The following is a 21,161-nucleotide window of genomic DNA, read 5'->3' on the forward strand; positions in this document are numbered from 1 at the left end:
ACAGGAGGTTTCGACTATGAAAAAAGTAGCAGTTATTTTATCCGGCTCCGGTGTTTTTGACGGAGCCGAAGTTAACGAAGCTGTTTTAACCCTATTGCACATAGCAAAGCAGGGTGCCAGCTACGAGTGCTTTGCACCGGACATTGAGCAAATGCACACCATTAACCACCTTAAGGGTGAGGAAAGCGGTGATAAGCGCAATGTTCTGGAAGAGGCGGCGCGTATTACCCGCGGTGAGGTAAAACCCTTAACCGACTTAGATTCGTCAGAATTTGACGCATTGATATTACCGGGCGGTTTTGGTGTTGCAAAAAACTTCTGCGATTTTGCCGTTAAAGGTGCTGATATGACGGTAAACGACCAGGTGTTGAAAGTTGGTAAAGCCTTTGTTGAGGCGAAGAAGCCAGCAGGCTATATGTGTATTTCCCCTGTCTTATTGCCACACATATACGGAAAGGGTGTGAAAGTCACCATTGGTAACGACGGTGAAGTGGCCAGTGCCATTAACAAAATGGGCGGCGAGCATGTGAACTGCGGTGTTCGCGATATTGTTGTTGATGACAAGCACCAGTTAGTGACCACACCGGCCTATATGCTGGCTGAAAACCTGCCGGATGCGGAAGAGGGCATTAGTAAGCTGGTTGAAAAAGTTTTGTATATGGCGGCCTAATACCTAACTTGAAGCGCAATAAATAACCGCTTAGGTGCGGAACTTATAGCACTTAAGCGGTGTCTGAGTTATAGTACACAAGTTACGTAAGTAATAGCTTTGGGGCTGATCTGGATTCGACGGGATACACGAAACCCAAGGTGCATGCCGAGGTGAGGCAGGCCTCGTAAAAAGCCTCAACCTAATAGTTGCAAACGACGACAACTACGCTCTAGCGGCTTAATAACCCGCTAAGCCCATCCCCCGGCGCTTTGTCTGCGAGACCGGACCAGGATGGCTCAAACTAATGTAGACTCGCGTGGAGGCTTTGTCCGGAGCTGAAGCGTTAAAACCAATCGGACTCGTCAGTTGTGAAGCCTGTCAGTCGGCGTCACACTGATTAACTAAAAGACTGACTAAGCATGTAGGACCGAGGATGTAGGTATTGCGGACGCGGGTTCAACTCCCGCCAGCTCCACCAATTCCATATAAAAAGCCGCTCATTCGAGCGGTTTTTTTTGGTTTCTTTTCCTATGCGCAGCTGCTTTCATGCGATTCCCACACAATGCCATGCTACACCACCGCCGTCTGTGAGACTTCGTTTGGTCATGAAACATCAGTACGCAATCATCTGCCTCGCACTGTTTAACTAAACTGAAATCCAACTCAGTTAGCAAATGAAGAAACGCATGAGCTACTGGCTGCAAAAGTGCTTCGGGTGTGAGTTTTGCGTAGTGGTAATTGATGACAAATTTTTTCTCATTTTCCTGCCAGGCTATCTGCGGGTAGGGTGATGCCGTCTCCAGAATAGAGTTGGTGCATTTTGTTTCATAACCTATCCCTTCTTTAGCGTGAGCTATTGTCTGGTTCATTTCAGCGCGGAGCTGTTTCGCCAGAGGCAACAAATTAGGTAAAGCTTCAGGCTGCTTTGTGCTGATGAGGTTAGCGGCATGAAGCCATTCAAATACGTTTTCTGCGCTTTCAAGTTTGTCTGAATATTGCTCGCCAACTCCAACTTCAGTGTTTACAAAATCCAGAGCTAAATTGTTAGCTAAGAATATAAACTGCTCTGATTCCATAAATAGCCGCCTCGAAATAATAACCGTTAAAATTATATTTGACAGGTTATCATTTTATTTCGTAACCTTCAAAGTGATATTTTAATGGTTACGGAGGTTTTATGAATAAGAAGTCCATTCCTGAAACAGTTTTAGCTGCAAGTTTAACCGCTGGAGCTTCCGGCGGTGAGGTTGTAAAAGTACACAGTGAGGTAGCCTTTAAGTATGAACAGGTAGATAGCGTGAGAGTCTTTTATCGCGAAGCGGGTGACGAAAATGATCCCACAGTATTGATGCTTCATGGGTTTGCAGCTTCGTCATTTATGTGGCGTGACGTTATAGACGCGCTTGCCAGTGACTACCATGTTATAGCACTAGATTTACCCGCCTTTGGCTTTACTGAGGTATCGGATGAAGCTGCATACAGCTATACATTCGCAAATTTAACTGAAACCGTAGAAAAGTTTATTGAGCAAAAGGAGCTAACGAAATTTGCTTTGGCAGTGCACGATTATGGAGCACCTGTTGGCTGGCGGCTGGCTGTTGATAATCCAGAAAAAATCACTGCTATCATTTCTCAAAATGGTAACGCATACGAAGAAGGTTTGGCAGATGGGTGGAAACCCATTAAAAAATATTGGAATAACCCAACGCAGAAGAACCGGGAGGCTTTGAGCGACTTTCCTACACCTGAGTCCATTAAGTGGCAATACGAAGAAGGGGTCTCTGATTTAAGTAATGTCTCTCCGGACGGGTACACACTTGAAGGACTTCACATATCTAAGCCTGGCATGGCGACTATTCAACTCGATTTGCTGCTCGACTATGCGTCTAATGTAGAGCAATACCCAGAATATCAGGCGTACTTTAAAAAGCATCAGCCACCACTTCTTGCTGTCTGGGGGAGAAATGACCCGTTTTTCTTACCCGAGGGTGCCAAAGCCTGGAAACGGGATATTCCTGATGCCGAAATACACTTGTATGACACAGGGCACTTCGCACTTGAAACACATCACTCTGTCATTACTCCCGTTATAAAACAGTTTCTGGACAAGAATCTGAAATGATACAACGGGTTTATAGTTAATCAGAGTGATGCATCAGGCAACTATTGGTTTCTATATTGGCTTTTCTAGCAATCCTGAAGCCAATAGTCGAAATGCTTCGATCGCTTTTGGGGTGACCTCCTGAGGGGTAGAGCTGGCAGCGATCCATAGCGCTGCATTGAGGGCAGAGCCACTCAGCAGCCTGGCAGCTGCCTCCGTGTCGACCTGTTTCATAACGCCTTGAGCTATCAGTGCCCCTACCGTTTGTCTGGTCGCTTCGAGGCAATTGCTCTGGCTAGGCCATTGTGACGGGTCTCCCAGCACTGCCGGTCCATCAAGCAACACAATACGTTGCACTTCAGGATCAAGTGCCATACGTATATAAGCTTCACCTTCTGCAAGTAGCCCCTCCCATACATTCTCGGCCTGTGAGCCAATTTCTTTCGCACGTAGTGCCATTTCTGTGTCAATTTGCTCTACAACTGCAGCGAGAAGTCCGCGTTTGTCACCAAAGTTGTGATACAAGGCTCCTCTTGTTAAACCGACTTCGGCGGTTAATTCATCCATCGAGGCCGCCGTGTAGCCTTTCTCAGCAAAGGCTTTTCTTGCTGCTGAAATAATCTTTGCACGGTTTTCTGCCATTGTCTTTGTGCGTTGGTTCAACTGTTTATCCTTATTTCTATATACGCCATGTATATTAAATTGACATACGGCGCGTATAATTGTAGTTTACATACATGGCGTATATTAACGTAATCCAGTAACGCTTTGTACCGAAATCGCTGCCATTTGTGGCGTTCTGATAGCTAGTTTTAGCGGCTATTAGCTACTGTTAACTCAATGAGGTAAGAAATATGAACCAGCGTGAAGCAGTTTTCCCTGCCAATAGGCATAAGCTTTATGAAGAACACGGCTACTCAGCAGCTATTCGCTCGGGCGATTTGCTATTTGTGTCAGGACAAGTAGGAAGTCGTGAAGACGGTAGCCCTGAGCCTGAATTTGAGTGCCAGGTTGAGCTGGCTTTTGAAAATCTGCAGGCGACATTAACCGCAGCAGGTTGCACACTAGATGACCTAGTGGATGTAACAACTTTTCATACAGACCCTGAGAATCAGTTCGATACCATCATGAAAGTAAAACAAAAAATGTTTAGCTCACCTCCCTACCCAAATTGGACAGCAGTAGGCGTGAATTGGTTAGCCGGTTTTGACTTCGAAATAAAAGTTATCGCTCGCATTCCTTAAACCTTATCGTTTTCCGTTACGAAGAAAAACGTGATTAAGTCTTTTGTATTCCTTTTACAAAAGACTTTTTTGTGTCTGCTGCTCGCGCAGCTTGATGTATCTTAACTTAGAATAAAACTCTCCTTGATATTCTTAGTTAAAGAATTTATTTTAAATTAAATTCTTCTATAGAGAATATGAATGGATATCGAATCCCTTAAAATTTTTTGCAGTGTTGCTAGCGAATTGAGCATTACGCGTGCTGCCACCCGCTTAGGTAGAGTTCCTTCGAATGTCACGACCCGAATTCAACAGCTTGAAGCTGAAATTGGAACCCACTTGTTTGTGCGTATTAATAAACGTTTATCACTATCCAGTGCCGGCGAGCGCTTTTTGGATTACGCAAAACGTCTGATTGCGCTGGAACAAGAAGCAAAGCAAGTGGCTTCGGGAACCTCAAACGGTGGAAGTTTACATATTGGTAGCATGGAAAGTACGGCGGCTAGCCGGTTGCCACTCTTGCTTGCTGATTTTAGTAAGCGTTTCTCAAGTACTCAACTGACACTAAAGACAGCGCCTTCACGCCCGCTTATTGATGAGGTACAGAAAGGGTTGCCCGATTGTGCCTTTATTGCTCTGAACACCAATAAAATTGACAGTAATGAACTAGATGACAGAGGCCTCAATTCGTTTCCTGTGTGGCAAGAGGACTTGGTTCTATTGTTACCGCCCTCCGATTCCGGTAGTCGCCATGTGAACGAATTAGAAACACGTACGCTAGCCGCCTTTGCACAGGGTTGCACCTATCGTTCGCTGGCAGAAGAGTTCCTGGGTATTCACGGGAACTCCGAATGGCGCGTGCAGGAGTTTAATTCGTACCACACTATGATTGCCTGTGTCGCTGCGGGTCACTGCGTTACCTTATTGCCTAAAAGCGTATTAGCATTAAGTCCGGCAGCAAACAAGCTGGAGTCGTTGTTTTGCGAAAGCCTCAATACCTACCTGATATGGCGGCAGGGCTATCATACACCGGCGTTTTCAAACTTAATGGACGTTATTAAGGAAGATTGCTGATGGAACAGACTCTGGAAGTTAAACAGGACTCAGGAATTCGCAGCGCTTTAGAGGCTGCACTGATTCTTGCTGTTGGAATGGGCTTTGGTCGATTTGCCTACACAGCTATTTTACCTCACATGGTGGAAGAGGGCGTGTTAAGTGTTTGGGCGGGGAGTGTGGCGGCGACACTCAATTATGGTGGTTATTTAGCGGGCTCTTTATTAGCTATTTATATTAAGGCCCACAATGCAAACCGAATGTGTTTATGGTCAATTATTGGTACTGCAGTATTTATGGCTTTACTGGCACTGCCATTACCTTCACTGGTTATTATTGCTGTACGTTTCATTGCTGGAGTGTTTAGTGCTTTTTCTATGGTTGCAGCCTCACTCTGGTTACTTGAGAGTCGAGGGCATGCTCATCACGCGCCTTTACTATTCGTCGGTGTTGGTTTTGGCATTGCGTTGTCAGCTGAACTAATTGTATTGGCTGACTGGCTGCAGTTGAGTAGCTTTAAAATGTGGTTAATGCTGGCATTGCTCGCGCTAATTTTAGGAGTCATTGTTTTCAATGGTTTGTTCCGTAATAACTCTTTAGTTGGCTCCCGCCATAAGGCTCAAACCAGTAATAGTCGGTCTGTTATTTCTATCAAACCACTCATTTTTTGCTACGGGTTAGCTGGCCTGGGGTACATTATTACCGCAACTTATCTGCCATTTTTAGTGCATCAGGTTTTACCAGAAATAGACTCCTCACATATCTGGGCGGTATTTGGTATTGGCGCCATGCCCTCATGCTTTATTTGGCATAAAGTCCATCAACGCTTGGGAACTCAACTTGCCCTACAAATTAACTTAGGAATACAGGCTCTGGGTGTGGCGCTGCCAGCTATGGGCTCATCCGCATTTCATTTCTTGCTTAGTGCAGTTCTGGTTGGTGGTACTTTTATGGGAACCGTGACAATTGCAATGTCAGCGGCTCAGGGCGCAGCTCATAGAACGCGTTTCAATTTACTTGCGATAATGACCTTTTCTTACGGAGTAGGTCAAATTGTAGGTCCTTTGTTGGCAGAAATGCTGCGTGCATACAGTCAAACGTTCACCAGCTCTTTGATAACCGCCGCTTTAGCTTTGCTGTTGGCGGGTGCCATAGTCATTGGGTTGGTAAAGCAACCGTCTTAGTTTGGGCTTTTAGGGAGTTAACAGAGTTTTAACAGGTCATATCGAACCAGTTTTGATTTCTCAAAAAGCTTATCAGTTCTTCCCTGAATCGTTTCGCCCGAGCTGAGAGTGTTCGCTTCTGCGGCCAAAGAAGAGATATTTCCCGCGGTACACCGTTCCAGGAGGGGAAAACACGCTTTAATTCACCACGTTCAATGTCGTTATAAACGATACTCATTGGTAGAAGAGCTATTCCGGCACCTGCTTTAACTAAGTTTAGTGTTACGTTCATATCGTTACTTATATGGTTGTGTTTTTTAGAGAAAACGTACTTTTCATTGCCGTTAATTAAAGTCCAGTCGTTGAACAGTTGAGCCGCAATGCTCGGATAAGACTCTAAATGATCTATCGTCTCAGGCAGGTCGCTCTTATCGGTTGATGAAGTGACTAATATCGGGGTGATGGTGCCTAGTTTTTTCTGGATGAGAGATGAATTTTGCTGTGGACCAGATCGAATAGCGATGTCAACTTGGTTAGCAATGACATCATCATCTGGGTTACCTAAAGTAATATTTAACGAAATGCCGGGGTTATTTACCACAAAGGAGCGCCAGAACTCATCTAACGGGCCACTGCCGATATTTGTGGGAGCCATTACTTTTAGTTCGCCATTCAGACTATGCAGAGAGTTATCCAAGTTTAAGAGTCGTACATCCAATTCATGGATAAAGCCAGAGGTTTCCTCGTAGTATGACTGGCCTGCAGGAGTTAAAGTCAGTCCTTTGTTCGAGCGATGGAATAACTCGCATCCGAGTTCTTTTTCCAGCTCGTGCACACGTCTCGATACGGTAGCAATCGTCATCTCTAGCTCTGCTGCGGCGTTAGTCAGACTCTTTTGCTCTGCGGCAGTAATAAAAACCTTAAAATTATCCAGCATCGTATTTACATATTTGCAAATGGCACTATCAATATTGCATCTGTACCGCATAACTGCAAGTAGATAAGTTATCCCTCGTGCTCATAAAACTAGGGGAAGCCAGAAATGAAACACAGATTTATTTTCGCCATATTAATGTCATTAGTACTTACGTTTTTTATGTCCGCCTGGGTTACTTTTATTAATGTAGGCTTTATAGATAACTTTATTGATTATTGGATGTCGGCATGGATTTTGGCCTGGCCAGCAGCAGGGGTTATATCCTTTGTTTGCGGCCCTCGGGCTCATCAGCTAGCTCACGAAATATCTAAAAAGTTTTGAATTTTGGTACAAGAGTTGAGCTGCGCTAGAGAAAAAGATACTAACAAGGTTGAATAAAGCGAGCTGCAAATTCATTAAATTAAATGTAATTTAAACAGTATGTTATTTGAATTTTCAAACTCCCGCCAACTTCACCTATTCCGTTGCGCCTGCTATTATCGCGGACGAAATTCCTGGTACAACATAGGAGCCATGAACATGGCCTGGATATACCTAATCATAGCCGGACTGCTCGAAATAGGCTGGCCTGTTGGCTTAAAAGTATCGCAGGAGCCGGAGACTCGCTGGCTCGGCATCGGTATTGCTATTATTTTTATGCTGTTTAGTGGCCTTATGCTCTGGTTAGCCCAACGCGAAATACCCATAGGCACTGCTTACGCAGTATGGACGGGCATAGGAGCTGCCGGCACTTTTCTGGTCGGCGTGCTCTGTTTCGGCGATCCATCCTCCATAGCCCGCTACGCAGGTGTAGCTCTGATAGTCGCCGGCGTAATTGTCCTTAAACTTGCCAGCTAAACCTTCGCCATTCGTTTTCTAAAATGAGATGTTTACTAAATCAATGCCGATTTACTTTGATCCAATTCCCCCAAATAAGAACTACAATTGAACACACACTCTAGTTAAAGGATTACCAACATGACTGAGAAGATTAAAGCGCTACGGCTCAAAAAACCGTTTGGCCTGGATAATATTCAAGTAACCGAAATGGACGATCCGGGCCAGCCTGGTCCGGGAGAAATTCGCGTTAAAGTTAAAGCCAGCTCGCTTAATTTCCATGATTACGGGGTTGCGGCCGGCTTTATTCCAACAGAGGACAGGCGCATTCCTATGTCTGACGGAGCCGGCGTTGTGGAAGCTGTTGGTGATGGTGTGGAAGAGTTTGAAGTAGGGGATAATGTTGTTTCAACCTTTTTCCCTTATTGGCAAAGCGGACCGGCGCCAGTGGGCGACTTCCGCAATACGCCGGGTGATGGCATTGATGGTTACGCCCGCGAAGTGGTGGTGCGTCCAACTCAGTTCTTTACTCACCAGCCGAAGGGTTATAGTCATGCGGAATCCGCTACTTTGACCACGGCTGGACTAACGGCCTGGCGTGCTCTGGTTGTTGACGGTGGCATTAAACCGGGCAACACGGTGCTGGTGCTCGGCAGTGGTGGTGTTTCTGTATTTGCCTGCCAATTAGCGAAAAGCCTGGGGGCGACTGTATTTGCGACATCCTCGTCTAATGACAAACTCCAACAGTATAAAGAGCTTGGAGCGGATCATCTGATTAACTACAAAGAAGACCCAGAATGGGGCAAAACGGTTCGCAAACTCACCAACGGCCGTGGTGTCGACCATGTAATTGAAGTTGGTGGTCCGGGTACCTTGCCACAGTCTATTAACGCAGTGGCGATAGCGGGACATATTGCGTTAATTGGTGTGCTAACCGGAAGTGAAGGTGAGGTTCCAACGGCTAAACTAATGGCTAAGCAGGCACGACTACAAGGGTTAATTGTTGGCAGTTGCGACAACCAGAAAGACTTTGTGCGTGCCTTAGAAGCCAATGATGTGAAGCCGGTAATTGATAAAACCTTTGCTCTGGAAGAATTAGCGGATGCGTTCCGTTATGAAGAGTCTGGCAAGCACTTCGGAAAAATTTGTATAGAGTTTTAACTTTTTGAAAAATATTTTAAGAAAATGTGCATTCTCATACTAATATCAGATAGGTAGCCTAAGGCGATATTTGATTGATATGGGAAACTCAAAATGATGAATGACTCTAAAGCGCGTTATGGTTCTATAACGCGCTTCTTCCACTGGTCGATGGCCATTCTGGTTGGCTGGCAATTTCTAAAATTCTTTGACCGTATAAACGATGGTGAACACTGGGTGGGTGAAACGCTGGTTCCCTGGCACATATCCATTGGTTCACTGTTATTGGTACTTATTGTTTTACGCTTAGGTTGGGCAGCAAAAGAAAAGGGAAACCGGTCCGAACATGAATCTATTATTGGTGTTCTGGCAAAAATTGGTCACGGTTTGTTGTATGCGGCGTTGGTATTGATGCCGGTGACCGGAATTTGCTACATGGTGGGTAACGGCTATGGGCTGAGCGCATTTAACCTTGAAATTATTGCAAAAGGTGAGGAAATTAGCTGGCTGATAAACATTGGTAATCTGCACTCTTACATAGCCTGGGGCTTATTGTTTCTAGTTGCAGGTCATATCGGTATGGCTTTTATTCATCAGTTTATTATAAAAGACGGAACACTAAAACGGATGGTGTAAAAGCATTGTTGCTTTGATTTTGCCGTAACGGGCTCACTATAACAGTTAAAACAATAATCTGTTATTATTTAGCTCGTTCAGTTCATCAGGGGTTCTACCCTGTTTTCACGGACGGTTTAGTAAAGACGTAAAAAACACAAAATTCAGTATTCAGTCTGTTTTCGCATCGCATTTACTCGCTGTCATTGTCAGTCTAGCCAAGAGTATACAATATACGGATAGGGCTATATGTGGATAAAGCTAATATCAATTATCACACTACTTTTCGGCTTGCTGTTGTCGGGGTGTGCTGTGCATAACATGGCGTCTAACATGGGGAATGATCGTAGCATGCCGGATAATGTCGGTAACAGCCAAGTTGTTTATCAACAACAAGGAATAATGCTGCTGTTCATTGACGAGCAACATTTCAGTCGATTAGCGCAAAAAAATCCCGAGCGATTGCAGCAGTCGATTAGTGCGCTGAAAACCGCTGCTGGTGTATCTGAACAATTCGATTACTTCATCAAGCAATTCTTAAACAGCCGCGTGTTTTATGGTGACCGTTGGCCTGATTACATGGCGAGTAGCTTACGCTTTTATGTGGAAGGCGATGGTTTTGATACGCCTGGCTTTATGACTAAGTATCACGTATTGACGAGCGATAATCACAACGTCTACCGTGGCTTCAATTACTCAAAAGGTGATCATGCCCTGACAATCAGTCTAGCCGATGAGATATATACAGATGAGCTCGAGTTTATCTTACCGCTACCCAACACTAAACATAAAAAAACGCGCCCCGATATCATCTTTAAGCTACCAGCAGACGCGGTTACGAAAAGCCTGAGCCGAGGGTCAGATTGATTCTAACCCTGTTCTTCTATTTTTGCCTAACTGTCACGTAACCCCACGATACGAATAAAAATGGGCAAGGCAAAGAATAAATAGCTAAAGGCATTAAGTTCCCTGTATTCACAAATCCTTCATCGATTCTTCACAAAAATTCTTGTCTGCTTTTGAGGTTTCCCGGCTCTTTATAGGTGTCCCTGTTTTTTGGACTGAACGTTTTTCGTCAACCTATAACGGAACCAACATGAACCACTCATTTAGAAAAACAGTTTTAGCGACAGCCATCGTCAGTGCTTTTGGTTATTCAAATACGGTACTAGCTCAGGAGCAGGCCGTAGATGAAGAAGCAATGGAAGTCATTGAAGTGACTTCGTTCAGAAGCTCACTAATTAAAGCCAAAGACTTTAAGCGCGAAGCGATTATTTCTCGTGATTCAATCCTTGCGGAAGACATTGCCGATTTTCCTGATTTAAACCTTGCCGATTCATTGCAACGCGTTCCGGGCATTAGCATTACGCGTGAAGGTGGTGAAGGGCGTCAAATTTCACTGCGTGGATTAGGTCCTGATTTCACCCGCGTTCAGGTCAATGGTATGGAGGCCATGGGCACATCAGCGTCGGCTATGGATGCCAAAGGCGGAGCGAGCCGCACGCGTAGTTTCGACTTTAATGTTTTTGCTTCTGAGCTCTTCAACCGCATTGATGTGAACAAAACCTATTCGGCCGATCAGGAAGAGGGCGGTATCGGCGGTACCGTTGGTCTTTACACAGCTAAGCCCTTTGACTATGACGGTGCTAAAAGTGCAATTTCGTTAAAAGGTGGTTACAACGACAATAGCGAAGAGACAGACCCGCGCTTTGCCGGTTTAATTTCTAATACCTGGGGTAATTTTGGCGCACTGGCTTCAGTTGCTTACAGTGAGCGTTCAACCACTGAGTATGGTACCAATACCACACGCTGGCGCCGGGAAGGCGGAAAAACAGCCGCTGATCCAACCGACACCGAATTACAGGCAGAGCTGGACTCGGGTGAGTTATGGTTTCCCCGTGGGCACCGTTATTCACTGTGGAATAACCAACAAAAACGTTTAGGTATTACGACAGCGCTTCAGTTTAAACCCAGCAAAGAACTCAGTTTTTCATTTGATTTAATGCATTCTGAACTCGAAAATGACTACGACGAGCATCATTCTGCCGTTAAAGATAACGATATTGTGAAAGAGCTTGAATGGATAGAAAACGACAAACACAAAGAAGTTCTTTACGCGAGCTACGAAGATGCAACCTGGCGTAACGAAAATACCCGTCGCCGTAACGAGTCTGAATTTAACCAGTACACCTTAACCATGGACTGGTCGTTAACGCCTGACTTCAGCATGTCAGCCATGGTTGGTACCAGCTCGTCCGATTTTGAGCAACCTCAGGTTCTTAAATCTAATATTCACGCGAAGAATAAAGTCGACATTATGACTGACTTCCGCGGCGATCGTTTTTATGGCATTAGCACCTCGCCGAACTTTGATGTAACCAGCATGGAAGGTTTTGAAGTTAAAGACATTTACATGCAGGAAAACTACATTACGAATGATTTTGATATCGCTAAAGTTGATTTCAGCTACTTTATTGGCGACACCGGTGAATTAACCTTTGGCGCTAACTATAAGAAGTTTGAGAATAGTGCTTATCAGCTAAGCAGAAGTAATGCGCAGAACGAAGCACCACAAAATGCCGGTGAGCTGACGTTAACCGATGATTTGGTTAACATATTTAACCAGCACCCGGACCAAAACTGGATCCAGGCGGATTTAAATAATTTGCTGGCTTACTATGGCCTGCAGGAAACCCGTCTGGATGATTCTGACTTGTCAGAAAACGATAAGTCGCCGGTAACGGAAGAGACCAACGCGGTTTATGCTCAATATGGTTTTGAAAGCAGCGTTGCCGGTCGTCCGTTACGCATAAGCACTGGCTTACGCTATTTTGAAACTGAAATTACATCAGCTGGTGTCTCAGGAGGGGTAGATATTGAGACAGCCCGCACTTACTCCGATGTTCTTCCAACCCTGAATATGGTTTATGAACTGAATCCGGATCTTTTATGGCGTTTTGCTGCGACTAAGAATGTTACCCGTCCTTCACTGGGCTCGTTGAGTTATAACGCCTCGGTCTCGCAAACCTCGGGGGAGGCGATTACCAGTGTATCCATGGGCAACCCGAATCTGGATCCGTTTGAATCAACTAACTTAGACACTGCTATTGAGTGGTACTTTGAAGATGTTGGTTATGCGTCTGCGGCCATATTCCACAAAGACATCGACAATTTTATTGTCGGTACGACCACCGAAGTGGTTTATTCAAGCCTGGGTCTGCCGGAAGAACTGTTGCCGGCAGATAAAAACATGGACAGTATTTTCTATCTTGAACGTCCGGAAAATGTCGATTCGTCGACCATTAAAGGTGCTGAACTGGCATTTTCAAGAGACTTAGACTTTCTTCCTGCGCCATTTAACAACTTAGGTGTTATCGCTAACTACACCTACGCGGATGGTGAATCTCTTTACCGTAACATTTATGGTATTGAAGGAAATGATCAGGTTAAACCGTTCTCGGGTCTGTCGAAAAACAGCTACAACTTCACTCTGTATTATGAAGTAGAAAACTGGGGCGCTCGTGTATCGGCGGCTTATCGCAGTCGTTATGGCAGCGGCGCGACATCCAGTGCAGACCAGGATGAAAGCGGCTATCACGGCACAACCTATGTCGACTTTTCATCGTTCTATCAGCTGACGGACAATGTGAAGCTGAGCTTAGAGGGTATTAACCTGACTAACGTTCGTGAAGAGTCTTACAGCGACTCTCATGACCGCGCATACAACACTATTACCAGTGGCAGAACAGTGATGCTGGGCATTACTGCACAGTTCTGATTTTCCTTACCCATGTTACCGGGCTCGGTTGAGCCCGGTTTTTGCTTTAAAGAGAAATAAGATGTCACGAGTAAAAAATATTATAAGTACCACCATAGCGCTGACGTTGTTATCGGCCTGTGCAAAGACGATTTCAACATCCGATAACTATGATTTTAAGCCTGCAGGTAATAAACAATGGTTGGCGGGTGACCACCATATTCATGGCAAGTTTAGTGCAAAGTGGGACACTAGCACGCAACCGCCTACGCCCATTTTATTTGGTGACGCTCATTATTTTACCGCGCTGAATGCGCAAATGGCTAAACAGCATGGCCTGCAATGGATGGTAACCACTGACCACGGCGGTCCGAAGCATAGCCGGGTCAATTTGGAGCAGGCTTATCCCGAACTGGTTGCGTCCCGTAAAGCGGTGCCGGGTATTTTGCAGTTTTACGGAATGGAATTCGATACCCCCAATGCGCGCCACAGCACCTTAATTATTCCTCATACCGATGAAGAAGCGCAGCAGCTCTACACCATAGAAAGCCAGTTTAACCGACGCGAGGCTTTTCCTAATGAGTTTGAACGCGATACCGAAGCCTTCATGTTAAAGACGCTGAAAGCTATGCAGGCGATGAGCCCGCGCCCGGTATTATCGGTGAATCACCCGGCTCGTCAGGCGGATGAATTGGGGCGTTTTAAAAAAGTGACGCCTGAAAAAATGCGCCTGTGGCAGGATACCGCTCCGGATGTCATTACGGGCATGACCGGTATTCCCGGGCATCAGGCCGCGACAATTAACCCGGACGGATCAATTGACCCTGAGGGAACTCGTGCAGAATATTATGGGTATCCGACGCACGGCGGTACTGACCAGATGACGGCCATTGTCGGCGGCGTGTGGGACAGCTTTTTAGGCGAGGGACGACGCTGGAGCATTACCGCAGTTTCTGATAGTCATGCGCATTACACCGAAGGCCGTACCGACTTCTGGCCGGGCGAATATGCCAAGACCTATGTCCATGCTCAGCAGGGCTATGACAGTGTTTTAGACGGTTTACGCGGTGGCAAGGTGTTTGTTACTACGGGAGATCTTATTACCGAACTTTATGTTTCAGTGTCACAGTCGGAAAAAACCGCCAGCATTGGTGAGACACTGGTTGCTGACAATCAACCCTCCACGGTCATTATCGCTTTTTTAGACCCGGACACACCAAATTATCACGACGATAACCCCTCGGTGGGGCGCGTCGATCTCATTTATGGTGAAGTGCACGGCAAAAAGGAGTTCGCCGCAAACAATGTAAACCCGACCACTGAAGTTATTAAGCGTTTCTACCCGGACGACTGGACTCGGCAGGGTAATTATCAGGTGATGACGTTTGAATTACCGGCATCAGAATCAGCGGGTTATATACGAGTTCGGGGAACCAACCGTGCCAAGGAGCTGGAGCCACAACCCGATGTTAAAGGCGAGAACCCGTGGACCGACTTATGGTTTTACAGCAACCCTGTTTATATCGACAAAGCAAAATGATTTCGGTGCCCCGACGCGAACGAGATCCACAGAACTGTCATAATGAAGGTGTACCCTTGGCTATCTCAGCAAAACGCCAGGGTGCACCAGCAGCTGATATGTCCAATAAAACAAACAACAGTAAACTCTACGATTGTTTAACCAATAACGCCCAGTTGCGGCGTTACCTCTCCGGCCGGACGCGGTGTAGTGAAGAGGCTGCCGACATTTATCAGGAGTCTGTGGCGCGGGTACTGGAACAATCCCGGAAAAGTACCATCAACAATCCAATAGGGTATGCGATTCGGGTGGCTCGTAATCTGCTGACGGCACGTCCTGTAGACTGCGATGACGATATCGATAACCTTGATTCACCAAAAGCAAACCCGGAATATTTGTTGGAGGAAGCGCAACGTATTGAGCTGATTTCTCAGGCGCTCGAAAACATGCCTGAGCAACGGCGGCGGGCGTTTGAGCTGAGGCGGCTGCATGGTGAAAGCCGCAAAGCCATTGCGGAACAACTGGGAATTAGTATGGAAACCGTTACCCGGCACATAACCCGGGCACTGGCCGACATTCAGCGTTACATAGACAGTAAGACAAAATAGATGCAAGAGACAGTCAATAATACCTCACAAGACAGTATTTACACTGAAGCCGCGGAATGGATGGATCGGCTTTCTGACGGTGAACTCAATACCCTTTGCCGAAAGCGCTTTATTAAGTGGTTAGAGGCCGATGTTCAACATCAGCAGGTATTTGAGTCCATGTTGGCTACCTGGCAGGACCCTGCGCTGGAGCAGTCTTTCGAACAACTGAAAAAGCGACAAAAACGCCCGGTGAAAAAAGCATCTCAATGGGGAATGGGCTTAGCTACAGCCTGTGCGTTGGTTGTTGCTATTACCGTCATGTTGCCCGGTCGCTTTAATGAAACTTCGGAGCCGACAGTGTTTACTGCGCAGTCGCCAATGGAAAATACGCATCAGTTATCCGACGGCAGTGCATTACAACTGCAGCTTTCAAGTGAAGTTATGGTGAACTACTCCGAGCAGCAGAGAGACCTGCGCATAGAGTCAGGGCAGGCGTACTTTTCTGTTGCTAAGGACAAGAAACGTCCTTTTGTGGTTAGCGTTGGTGATGCCAGTGTTACGGCGGTCGGCACGGAATTTAATATCGACCGGGGCACGGATCAGATTGATGTCACCGTTTACGAAGGTATTGTTGAGGTTCAGGCTGAGCAGGAAAGCTTCCCGGTGTTATTAAAAGCCGGAGAGAAGATGCGCTTATCCCGTGGGCGTTTTGGCGTGGTGCAAAAGGTTGATGTGAACAACCTGATTGACTGGCGTTCGGGCTGGATAGAAATTAGCAATGAGAACCTCACTTATCTGATTGAGAGACTGAACCGCCACAGTTCAACGCCTATTGTGCTGGCTGATCCGAACCTAGGTTCGCGGAAGGTGGCAGGGCGCTTTCGCCTGAATGACACGGAACAAACTTTAAAGCTGTTGAGTCAGATGTATGCGTTAAACGTTGAGTATTTGCCTCAACAGATTCGTTTAACACCATGAATTATGTCATCTGAAAATGCGTAGATTTAGCTGGCTACTACTTATTTCCAGTTTAACCCTGGCCGCAGAAGGCACGAAGTTCGATGTGACTTTTGCGGCGCAACCCTTAAAAGACGCATTAACTCAGTTTTCCCGCACAACCGACCAGACCATATTGTTCGACCCTGCTTTAGTTTCTAATGAACACACTGAGGCACTGAAAGGCTCGTTTACAGCTCAGGACCTGCTGCAAGAGCTGCTGAAAGACAGCAATTTATGCGCGAGTAATGTCGCTTCCGGCTGGTTGGTTGAGATCTGTCAGGACAATGTAGTTAAGTCCCCGGAGCCTGCAGCAGAAAGCAAACCAGTTAACCAGGTTATTGAAGAAATTACTGTTACCGGATTCCGCGATTCTTTATTTAAAGCGCGGGAATATAAGCGTCTGGCAATGGTGTCACAGGACTCGATACTGGCCGAAGATATTGCCGATTTTCCGGACTTGAACTTAGCTGACTCACTGCAGCGCGTGCCCGGTATTTCGATTACCCGGGAAGCCGGTGAAGGGCGTCAAATATCGCTGCGCGGGCTGGGACCGGACTTCACCCGTGTGCATATCAATGGCATGGAAGCGTTGGGAATAACATCATCGCCAATGGATGCCCGCGGTTCAGTTAGCCGTAGCCGGGCGTTCGACTTTAATATTTTTGCCTCTGAACTGTTTAATCGAATTGATGTGAAAAAGTCTTACTCGGCGCGTATGGAAGAGGGCGGTATTGGCGGCACGGTAGAGTTATTTACACCAAAGCCCGCAGACTACAAGGAGTTTACTTCAGCTTTCTCCTACCGACAGGCCTACAATTCCAACAGCCAACACTACGACCCCCGTGTGGCCGGAATGATAGCGAATACCTGGGGGAGCTTTGGTGCGCTGGTATCAATGGCCTACAGTGAACGGCACACAACTGAATATGGAACCAACACCACGCGCTGGCGTAAAGAGAATAAAACTTATGTTGGGCCGGATAATCCCGCGCTGTCAGAGAAATTAGCTAACGGCGAATTCTGGTTTCCCCGGGGGCACCGCTATTCGCTCTGGAATAACGACCAGACCCGCTTGGGAATTACCGCTTCTCTGCAATATCAGCCGAGTGAGAATTTTATCAGTACAGTTGATATTTTATTGAACCGACTGACCAATGACTTAGATGAACACCATATTGCGGTAAAAAATAATCGTCAGGTAAAAGCTCTGGAATGGGTGAATAATGACAGCGAAAAAGAAGTAGTTTATGCCGAATACAAGGACGCGACGTGGCGAGCTGAAACCCGGCAGGACTATAACGAGTCTGAGTTTAAGCAAATAACCTTTAATTCATTTTGGCAAACGAGTCCCGATGCTTCGTTTAATTTTTTACTCGGGGTTAACTCGTCTGACTACCGTCAGCCTAAGCTGAACAAGGTCAACATCATTACCGACGGCGTGGATATTATTACCGACTTTAAGAAGGATCGCTTTTATGGCCTTAGTCGTTCGCCTGAATTTGATACTACCGACCCAACAGCGTTTCGGGTGAAAGACCTCTACTTTCAGGAAAACGAGATTTCTTCGGACATGCTTACGTTTAAAGCTGATTTCGACTACCGGTTAATGCCCCAAAACTCTCTGAAGCTGGGTGTCAGCCATAAGAAACTGTCAAATGACGGGCATGAACGAGTACAGGGAGACTTTCCGACCAACGGCCTGACGCCCAAAAACGAAGGTAATTTGTTTTTACCGCCTGAGTATACGGATGTTTATACTCAACACCCCGACTTCAACTGGTTGCAGGGCGATTTAGCTCAGCTTCAGCAACACTTCGGTTTAGCGGGCTACAGATTGGGTGAAGAGTCTATTATTGATACGTCTAATTATTCTGTGGAGGAGGAAACTGACTCTGCTTATTTTCTTTTCGATCTTGATACGCAAATGTTTAGTAAAACGCTGCTGTTGAGTACCGGCGCGCGTTTTTTCGAGACAACTCTGTCTTCTGCGGGTATCTCAAAAGGTATTTACACGGAAATAGAGCGGGACTATTCCGATTGGTTACCCAGCCTGAATATGGTTATGGATATTACCGATAATGTTTTATGGCGCTTTGGAGCGAGCAAAAATATTACCCGGCCTTCTATAGATAAATTGTCCTTTTCTGCGAACGTATCGCAGGCCTCGCGCGATGACGGCGATATTGGTTCAATAGGATTAGGGAACCCCTTTCTGCAGCCGTTCGAATCGATAAACATAGACACTGCTATTGAGTGGTATTTTAATAAGCAAGGGTTTATATCCTTAGCGCTGTTTCATAAAAACATTGATAACTTCATTGTCGAAAAAACTGAGCTGTTACGTTACGGCAGTTTAGGGCTTCCCGAAGCCTTGCTGCAGGAAGGGGAGTCTGTAGACGACTTATTTATTGTCACCACACCGGAAAACTCCGATTCTTCTGTTATTCAGGGCGCAGAGTTTGCGTTCTCGCGGGATTTTGACTTTCTGCCTGAGCCCTTCAACCGACTCGGCATGATTGCCAACTATACCTGGGCAGACGGTGATACGCTGTACCGAGACGTGCAGGGCACCGGTGAAAATCAGGTAAAGACCTTTGCCGGATTGTCGAACCAAAGTTACAACCTGACCTTTTATTATGAAGCTGACGACTGGTCAGCGCGTATCTCTTCGGCCTACCGAAGCGACTATATTTTGTCTGTGCAGGCAGGCAATACCGACCAGGATGAATCCGGCTACCATGACACCACCTACGTTGACGCGGCCGCTCACTACCAACTGTCTGATAACTTTAAGTTAACCCTCGAAGCTTTGAATCTGACCAATGTCCGCGAAGAGCTTTACAGTGATTCTAGTGACCGCGCTTACAACACAACCTCTAATGGGCGGACGTTCTTGCTGGGGGTAAGCGGGCAGTTTTGATGATGATTTAAGGGGCTGATAGCGCGACTACTAAGCCTTGGAGTGGGTAGGAGCATGAACCAATAGAATTTTGAAATTTTTGGACATCAACAGCTTTTACCGTCCAGCACCATTCGTACTCGGAAGCCCCAAAAGCACCTTCAACTTCTGAACCTAGATCTTGCCTGAGTATTACTTTCTTCTTTTTGAATATTCCTGACATTCTTGGGTTATCTCATTATGTACTTAACGGCGCTGTGCCGTGGCGAGCGTAGAGAGTCCGACGCGCCGGCAGGCGCGAACTGCCACGGCTTGTTATGTGCTTTCGTGCTTCGAGGCATAGACATCTTGGAGAACAAGTTTCAATAATAAAGAGCAACCACCAAGTACACAAATTGGCGAGAGTAAAATCGACAAAGTGTCGTAATTGTTTGAAGAAAAATATGCAATAAGTTGGATAAAAACAATGGGAGCAAGAGCCACCAAAAGTGCTTGACCGAAATGTCTCTTTACTGATTTATCGATTTTCTTTTTCATGTCGACACCTTTCATTTTTTATCCTCTTTCTAAGCTGGAACACATAACCCCTCAATAACCGGCGCAGCTTTACTACGTTCGGCGTCTGAAAGGCGCGAAGCTGATTGGTTTGTTAGTGTTCTTCCACTAAAAAATATACTGGTTTATATCGCATACCAAAGAAACCAGCCGGCAGCACATAACGAGTTTCCCGTATGAACTCCTCAAGACTCTCCATGGTATGGACTTCTCCCCTTGATACAGAAGCAATAACATCTTTATCGGTTAATCGCTTACCACCTAGGCAATTAATATTTTCTAAATAATCGTAATAACCATCTGCATCTATCCATGCACACTCATCGCAAGTCGCCAATTCCCGGAGGTTGGTAGCATTAGGGCATCCAGCAAGGACCGTTATTCCGTGTTTCAGAGCAATTTCTTTGTATACGGATAGTTCGCTATTTATTGTTACGAGAACATCGCCTTCATCAGAGATCTTTGGTCTTCTGGGAAAGAGAGCTAAGATATAAAACCCCGAGAATCCGTGAGAGCTTTTTGCCTGATTTCCGAACTCTCGTGATAGCCAAGGAAAAATCGGTACGACAATTGAAAACCTCTTCTCCAAGAGGGCTTTCATACTCGGAACCAATACAAATTCAGCTGAGTGCTCGCTTATAAAACTTGTTGCCAAAATTCACTCCTTGAACACTAACGGCTTGTTCAGAGGCAATAAAGTAGTTGGCTAAATTAGCGACGAAGGAGCAAAAGCCAACTGTTTTTTGTCCTTGTTTATTTTCTTGTTATGTTGCGCTTGTAACCATTGTTTGATTTTTTTAGTGTAAAAACAACAATACAACCTGTAATTACTACAGCAACCAAATCCTGCCAATCAAAAACACCTGTCCCTAAAGTGGGCTGCATGACCTCATACATTACGCAACCAACCATTACCCAGAATGCTGAAGCGGGAGCTTTTGTGAAAGATTCTTTTGATAGTCCTATTAAAAGAAAAATCGCAGTAATAGTCCCAGTAATACTTGGTAAATAGTTTACCAAACCAAAGTCAGCTATTTGATTGGTATACACCCAATCACGATAATATGTATCACCGATATGAGTTAGAATTAGAAAAACAACTCCAGTTATAATAAATACTATTCGAATATTACTCATACTTT

At 45.7% G+C, this 21,161-nt stretch carries 21 protein-coding genes and 1 other RNA gene; 16 read left to right on the forward strand and 6 right to left on the reverse strand.

The genetic code is table 11. The features are described 5' to 3' along the window. Positions 1–16: 16 nt before the first annotated feature. Positions 17–670, forward strand: coding sequence for an isoprenoid biosynthesis glyoxalase ElbB (gene elbB, locus ACN0RF_RS01260; RefSeq protein WP_011234892.1), 654 nt, complete (start codon positions 17–19; stop codon positions 668–670). Between the two features lie 101 nt (positions 671–771). Beyond that, positions 772–1,130: a transfer-messenger RNA gene (gene ssrA / locus ACN0RF_RS01265) on the forward strand. Between the two features lie 19 nt (positions 1,131–1,149). Here ssrA and ACN0RF_RS01270 read toward each other — a convergent pair. Beyond that, the gene (locus ACN0RF_RS01270; protein WP_417437768.1) at positions 1,150–1,728 is read right to left on the reverse strand and encodes a CGNR zinc finger domain-containing protein; all 579 of its coding nucleotides are present in this window, start codon (positions 1,726–1,728) and stop codon (positions 1,150–1,152) included. A gap of 101 nt (positions 1,729–1,829) precedes the next feature. Between ACN0RF_RS01270 and ACN0RF_RS01275 the strand changes: the two genes are divergently transcribed. After that, the gene (locus ACN0RF_RS01275; protein WP_417437769.1) at positions 1,830–2,774 is read left to right on the forward strand and encodes an alpha/beta fold hydrolase; all 945 of its coding nucleotides are present in this window, start codon (positions 1,830–1,832) and stop codon (positions 2,772–2,774) included. Positions 2,775–2,825: 51 nt separating this feature from the next. Here the strand turns inward: ACN0RF_RS01275 and ACN0RF_RS01280 are convergent, their stop codons facing one another. After that, complete coding sequence (locus tag ACN0RF_RS01280) at positions 2,826–3,416, reverse strand: TetR/AcrR family transcriptional regulator (RefSeq protein ID WP_417437770.1); 591 nt, start codon at positions 3,414–3,416, stop codon at positions 2,826–2,828. Between the two features lie 191 nt (positions 3,417–3,607). On the opposite strand from ACN0RF_RS01280, the gene ACN0RF_RS01285 reads away from it, so the two are divergent. From ACN0RF_RS01285 to ACN0RF_RS01295, 3 genes are all read left to right on the forward strand, one after another. After that, positions 3,608–3,997 carry a RidA family protein gene (locus ACN0RF_RS01285; protein WP_417437771.1) on the forward strand — a complete coding sequence of 130 codons (390 nt, stop codon included), beginning with the start codon at positions 3,608–3,610 and terminating at the stop codon, positions 3,995–3,997. A gap of 180 nt (positions 3,998–4,177) precedes the next feature. Beyond that, entirely contained in the window at positions 4,178–5,050 is an 873-nt protein-coding gene (locus ACN0RF_RS01290) for a LysR family transcriptional regulator (RefSeq protein ID WP_417437772.1), read from the forward strand. Further along, entirely contained in the window at positions 5,050–6,213 is a 1,164-nt protein-coding gene (locus ACN0RF_RS01295; protein ID WP_417437773.1) for a YbfB/YjiJ family MFS transporter, read from the forward strand. Before ACN0RF_RS01290 ends, ACN0RF_RS01295 begins: the two co-directional genes overlap by 1 nt. A 28-nt stretch (positions 6,214–6,241) precedes the next feature. Here the strand turns inward: ACN0RF_RS01295 and ACN0RF_RS01300 are convergent, their stop codons facing one another. Beyond that, positions 6,242–7,129 (reverse strand): LysR family transcriptional regulator, encoded by an 888-nt coding sequence (locus ACN0RF_RS01300; RefSeq protein ID WP_417437774.1) that lies wholly within the window; start codon positions 7,127–7,129, stop codon positions 6,242–6,244. Between the two features lie 135 nt (positions 7,130–7,264). Between ACN0RF_RS01300 and ACN0RF_RS01305 the strand changes: the two genes are divergently transcribed. From ACN0RF_RS01305 to ACN0RF_RS01350, 10 genes are all read left to right on the forward strand, one after another. Then, on the forward strand, positions 7,265–7,450 hold the full coding sequence (locus ACN0RF_RS01305; protein ID WP_228758011.1) for a DUF2798 domain-containing protein: 186 nt from the start codon (positions 7,265–7,267) through the stop codon (positions 7,448–7,450). A gap of 198 nt (positions 7,451–7,648) precedes the next feature. Beyond that, positions 7,649–7,966 (forward strand): DMT family transporter, encoded by a 318-nt coding sequence (locus ACN0RF_RS01310; protein WP_417437775.1) that lies wholly within the window; start codon positions 7,649–7,651, stop codon positions 7,964–7,966. A 120-nt stretch (positions 7,967–8,086) separates the two neighbouring features. Next, positions 8,087–9,106, forward strand: a complete 1,020-nt coding sequence (locus ACN0RF_RS01315; protein ID WP_417437776.1) for a zinc-dependent alcohol dehydrogenase family protein — start codon at positions 8,087–8,089, stop codon at positions 9,104–9,106. Positions 9,107–9,199: 93 nt separating this feature from the next. Then, a complete protein-coding gene (locus tag ACN0RF_RS01320; protein ID WP_417437777.1) occupies positions 9,200–9,721 on the forward strand; it encodes a cytochrome b in 522 nt (173 codons plus the stop codon). A gap of 330 nt (positions 9,722–10,051) precedes the next feature. Further along, positions 10,052–10,567 carry a hypothetical protein gene (locus ACN0RF_RS01325; RefSeq protein ID WP_417437778.1) on the forward strand — a complete coding sequence of 172 codons (516 nt, stop codon included), beginning with the start codon at positions 10,052–10,054 and terminating at the stop codon, positions 10,565–10,567. A gap of 229 nt (positions 10,568–10,796) precedes the next feature. After that, positions 10,797–13,478: a TonB-dependent receptor gene (locus tag ACN0RF_RS01330; RefSeq protein ID WP_417437779.1), complete on the forward strand. Its 2,682-nt coding sequence runs from the start codon at positions 10,797–10,799 to the stop codon at positions 13,476–13,478. Positions 13,479–13,539: 61 nt separating this feature from the next. Beyond that, positions 13,540–14,997, forward strand: a complete 1,458-nt coding sequence (locus ACN0RF_RS01335) for a phosphoesterase (protein ID WP_417437780.1) — start codon at positions 13,540–13,542, stop codon at positions 14,995–14,997. Between the two features lie 98 nt (positions 14,998–15,095). Beyond that, positions 15,096–15,584: an RNA polymerase sigma factor gene (locus tag ACN0RF_RS01340; RefSeq protein ID WP_417437781.1), complete on the forward strand. Its 489-nt coding sequence runs from the start codon at positions 15,096–15,098 to the stop codon at positions 15,582–15,584. Beyond that, complete coding sequence (locus ACN0RF_RS01345) at positions 15,585–16,544, forward strand: FecR family protein (protein WP_417437782.1); 960 nt, start codon at positions 15,585–15,587, stop codon at positions 16,542–16,544. Positions 16,545–16,560: 16 nt separating this feature from the next. Further along, positions 16,561–19,485, forward strand: a complete 2,925-nt coding sequence (locus ACN0RF_RS01350; protein ID WP_417437783.1) for a TonB-dependent receptor — start codon at positions 16,561–16,563, stop codon at positions 19,483–19,485. A 294-nt stretch (positions 19,486–19,779) separates the two neighbouring features. On the opposite strand, the gene ACN0RF_RS01355 is transcribed toward ACN0RF_RS01350, so the two are convergent. The 3 genes from ACN0RF_RS01355 to ACN0RF_RS01365 all read right to left on the reverse strand — a co-directional run bounded on the left by ACN0RF_RS01355 (position 19,780) and on the right by ACN0RF_RS01365 (position 21,156). Then, positions 19,780–20,001, reverse strand: a complete 222-nt coding sequence (locus tag ACN0RF_RS01355; protein WP_417437784.1) for a hypothetical protein — start codon at positions 19,999–20,001, stop codon at positions 19,780–19,782. 112 nt (positions 20,002–20,113) lie between these two features. Next, positions 20,114–20,674, reverse strand: a complete 561-nt coding sequence (locus ACN0RF_RS01360; RefSeq protein WP_417437785.1) for a hypothetical protein — start codon at positions 20,672–20,674, stop codon at positions 20,114–20,116. A 98-nt stretch (positions 20,675–20,772) separates the two neighbouring features. Further along, the gene (locus tag ACN0RF_RS01365; RefSeq protein ID WP_417437786.1) at positions 20,773–21,156 is read right to left on the reverse strand and encodes a hypothetical protein; all 384 of its coding nucleotides are present in this window, start codon (positions 21,154–21,156) and stop codon (positions 20,773–20,775) included. Between the last annotated feature and the right edge of the window lie 5 nt (positions 21,157–21,161).

Origin of the sequence: Idiomarina sp. (assembly GCF_048260185.1) — a bacterium.
GTDB lineage: Bacteria > Pseudomonadota > Gammaproteobacteria > Enterobacterales > Alteromonadaceae > Idiomarina.

Bases quoted from the DNA above. Each gene is read 5' to 3' on its own strand.
- elbB (WP_011234892.1), top strand. From the start codon at position 17: ATGAAAAAAGTAGCAGTTATTTTATCCGGCTCCGGTGTTTTTGACGGA.
- ACN0RF_RS01270 (WP_417437768.1), bottom strand. From the start codon at position 1,728: ATGGAATCAGAGCAGTTTATATTCTTAGCTAACAATTTAGCTCTGGAT.
- ACN0RF_RS01275 (WP_417437769.1), top strand. From the start codon at position 1,830: ATGAATAAGAAGTCCATTCCTGAAACAGTTTTAGCTGCAAGTTTAACC.
- ACN0RF_RS01285 (WP_417437771.1), top strand. From the start codon at position 3,608: ATGAACCAGCGTGAAGCAGTTTTCCCTGCCAATAGGCATAAGCTTTAT.
- ACN0RF_RS01290 (WP_417437772.1), top strand. From the start codon at position 4,178: ATGGATATCGAATCCCTTAAAATTTTTTGCAGTGTTGCTAGCGAATTG.
- ACN0RF_RS01295 (WP_417437773.1), top strand. From the start codon at position 5,050: ATGGAACAGACTCTGGAAGTTAAACAGGACTCAGGAATTCGCAGCGCT.
- ACN0RF_RS01300 (WP_417437774.1), bottom strand. From the start codon at position 7,129: ATGCTGGATAATTTTAAGGTTTTTATTACTGCCGCAGAGCAAAAGAGT.
- ACN0RF_RS01305 (WP_228758011.1), top strand. From the start codon at position 7,265: ATGTCATTAGTACTTACGTTTTTTATGTCCGCCTGGGTTACTTTTATT.
- ACN0RF_RS01310 (WP_417437775.1), top strand. From the start codon at position 7,649: ATGGCCTGGATATACCTAATCATAGCCGGACTGCTCGAAATAGGCTGG.
- ACN0RF_RS01315 (WP_417437776.1), top strand. From the start codon at position 8,087: ATGACTGAGAAGATTAAAGCGCTACGGCTCAAAAAACCGTTTGGCCTG.
- ACN0RF_RS01320 (WP_417437777.1), top strand. From the start codon at position 9,200: ATGATGAATGACTCTAAAGCGCGTTATGGTTCTATAACGCGCTTCTTC.
- ACN0RF_RS01325 (WP_417437778.1), top strand. From the start codon at position 10,052: ATGCCGGATAATGTCGGTAACAGCCAAGTTGTTTATCAACAACAAGGA.
- ACN0RF_RS01330 (WP_417437779.1), top strand. From the start codon at position 10,797: ATGAACCACTCATTTAGAAAAACAGTTTTAGCGACAGCCATCGTCAGT.
- ACN0RF_RS01335 (WP_417437780.1), top strand. From the start codon at position 13,540: ATGTCACGAGTAAAAAATATTATAAGTACCACCATAGCGCTGACGTTG.
- ACN0RF_RS01340 (WP_417437781.1), top strand. From the start codon at position 15,096: ATGTCCAATAAAACAAACAACAGTAAACTCTACGATTGTTTAACCAAT.
- ACN0RF_RS01345 (WP_417437782.1), top strand. From the start codon at position 15,585: ATGCAAGAGACAGTCAATAATACCTCACAAGACAGTATTTACACTGAA.
- ACN0RF_RS01350 (WP_417437783.1), top strand. From the start codon at position 16,561: ATGCGTAGATTTAGCTGGCTACTACTTATTTCCAGTTTAACCCTGGCC.
- ACN0RF_RS01355 (WP_417437784.1), bottom strand. From the start codon at position 20,001: ATGAAAAAGAAAATCGATAAATCAGTAAAGAGACATTTCGGTCAAGCA.
- ACN0RF_RS01365 (WP_417437786.1), bottom strand. From the start codon at position 21,156: ATGAGTAATATTCGAATAGTATTTATTATAACTGGAGTTGTTTTTCTA.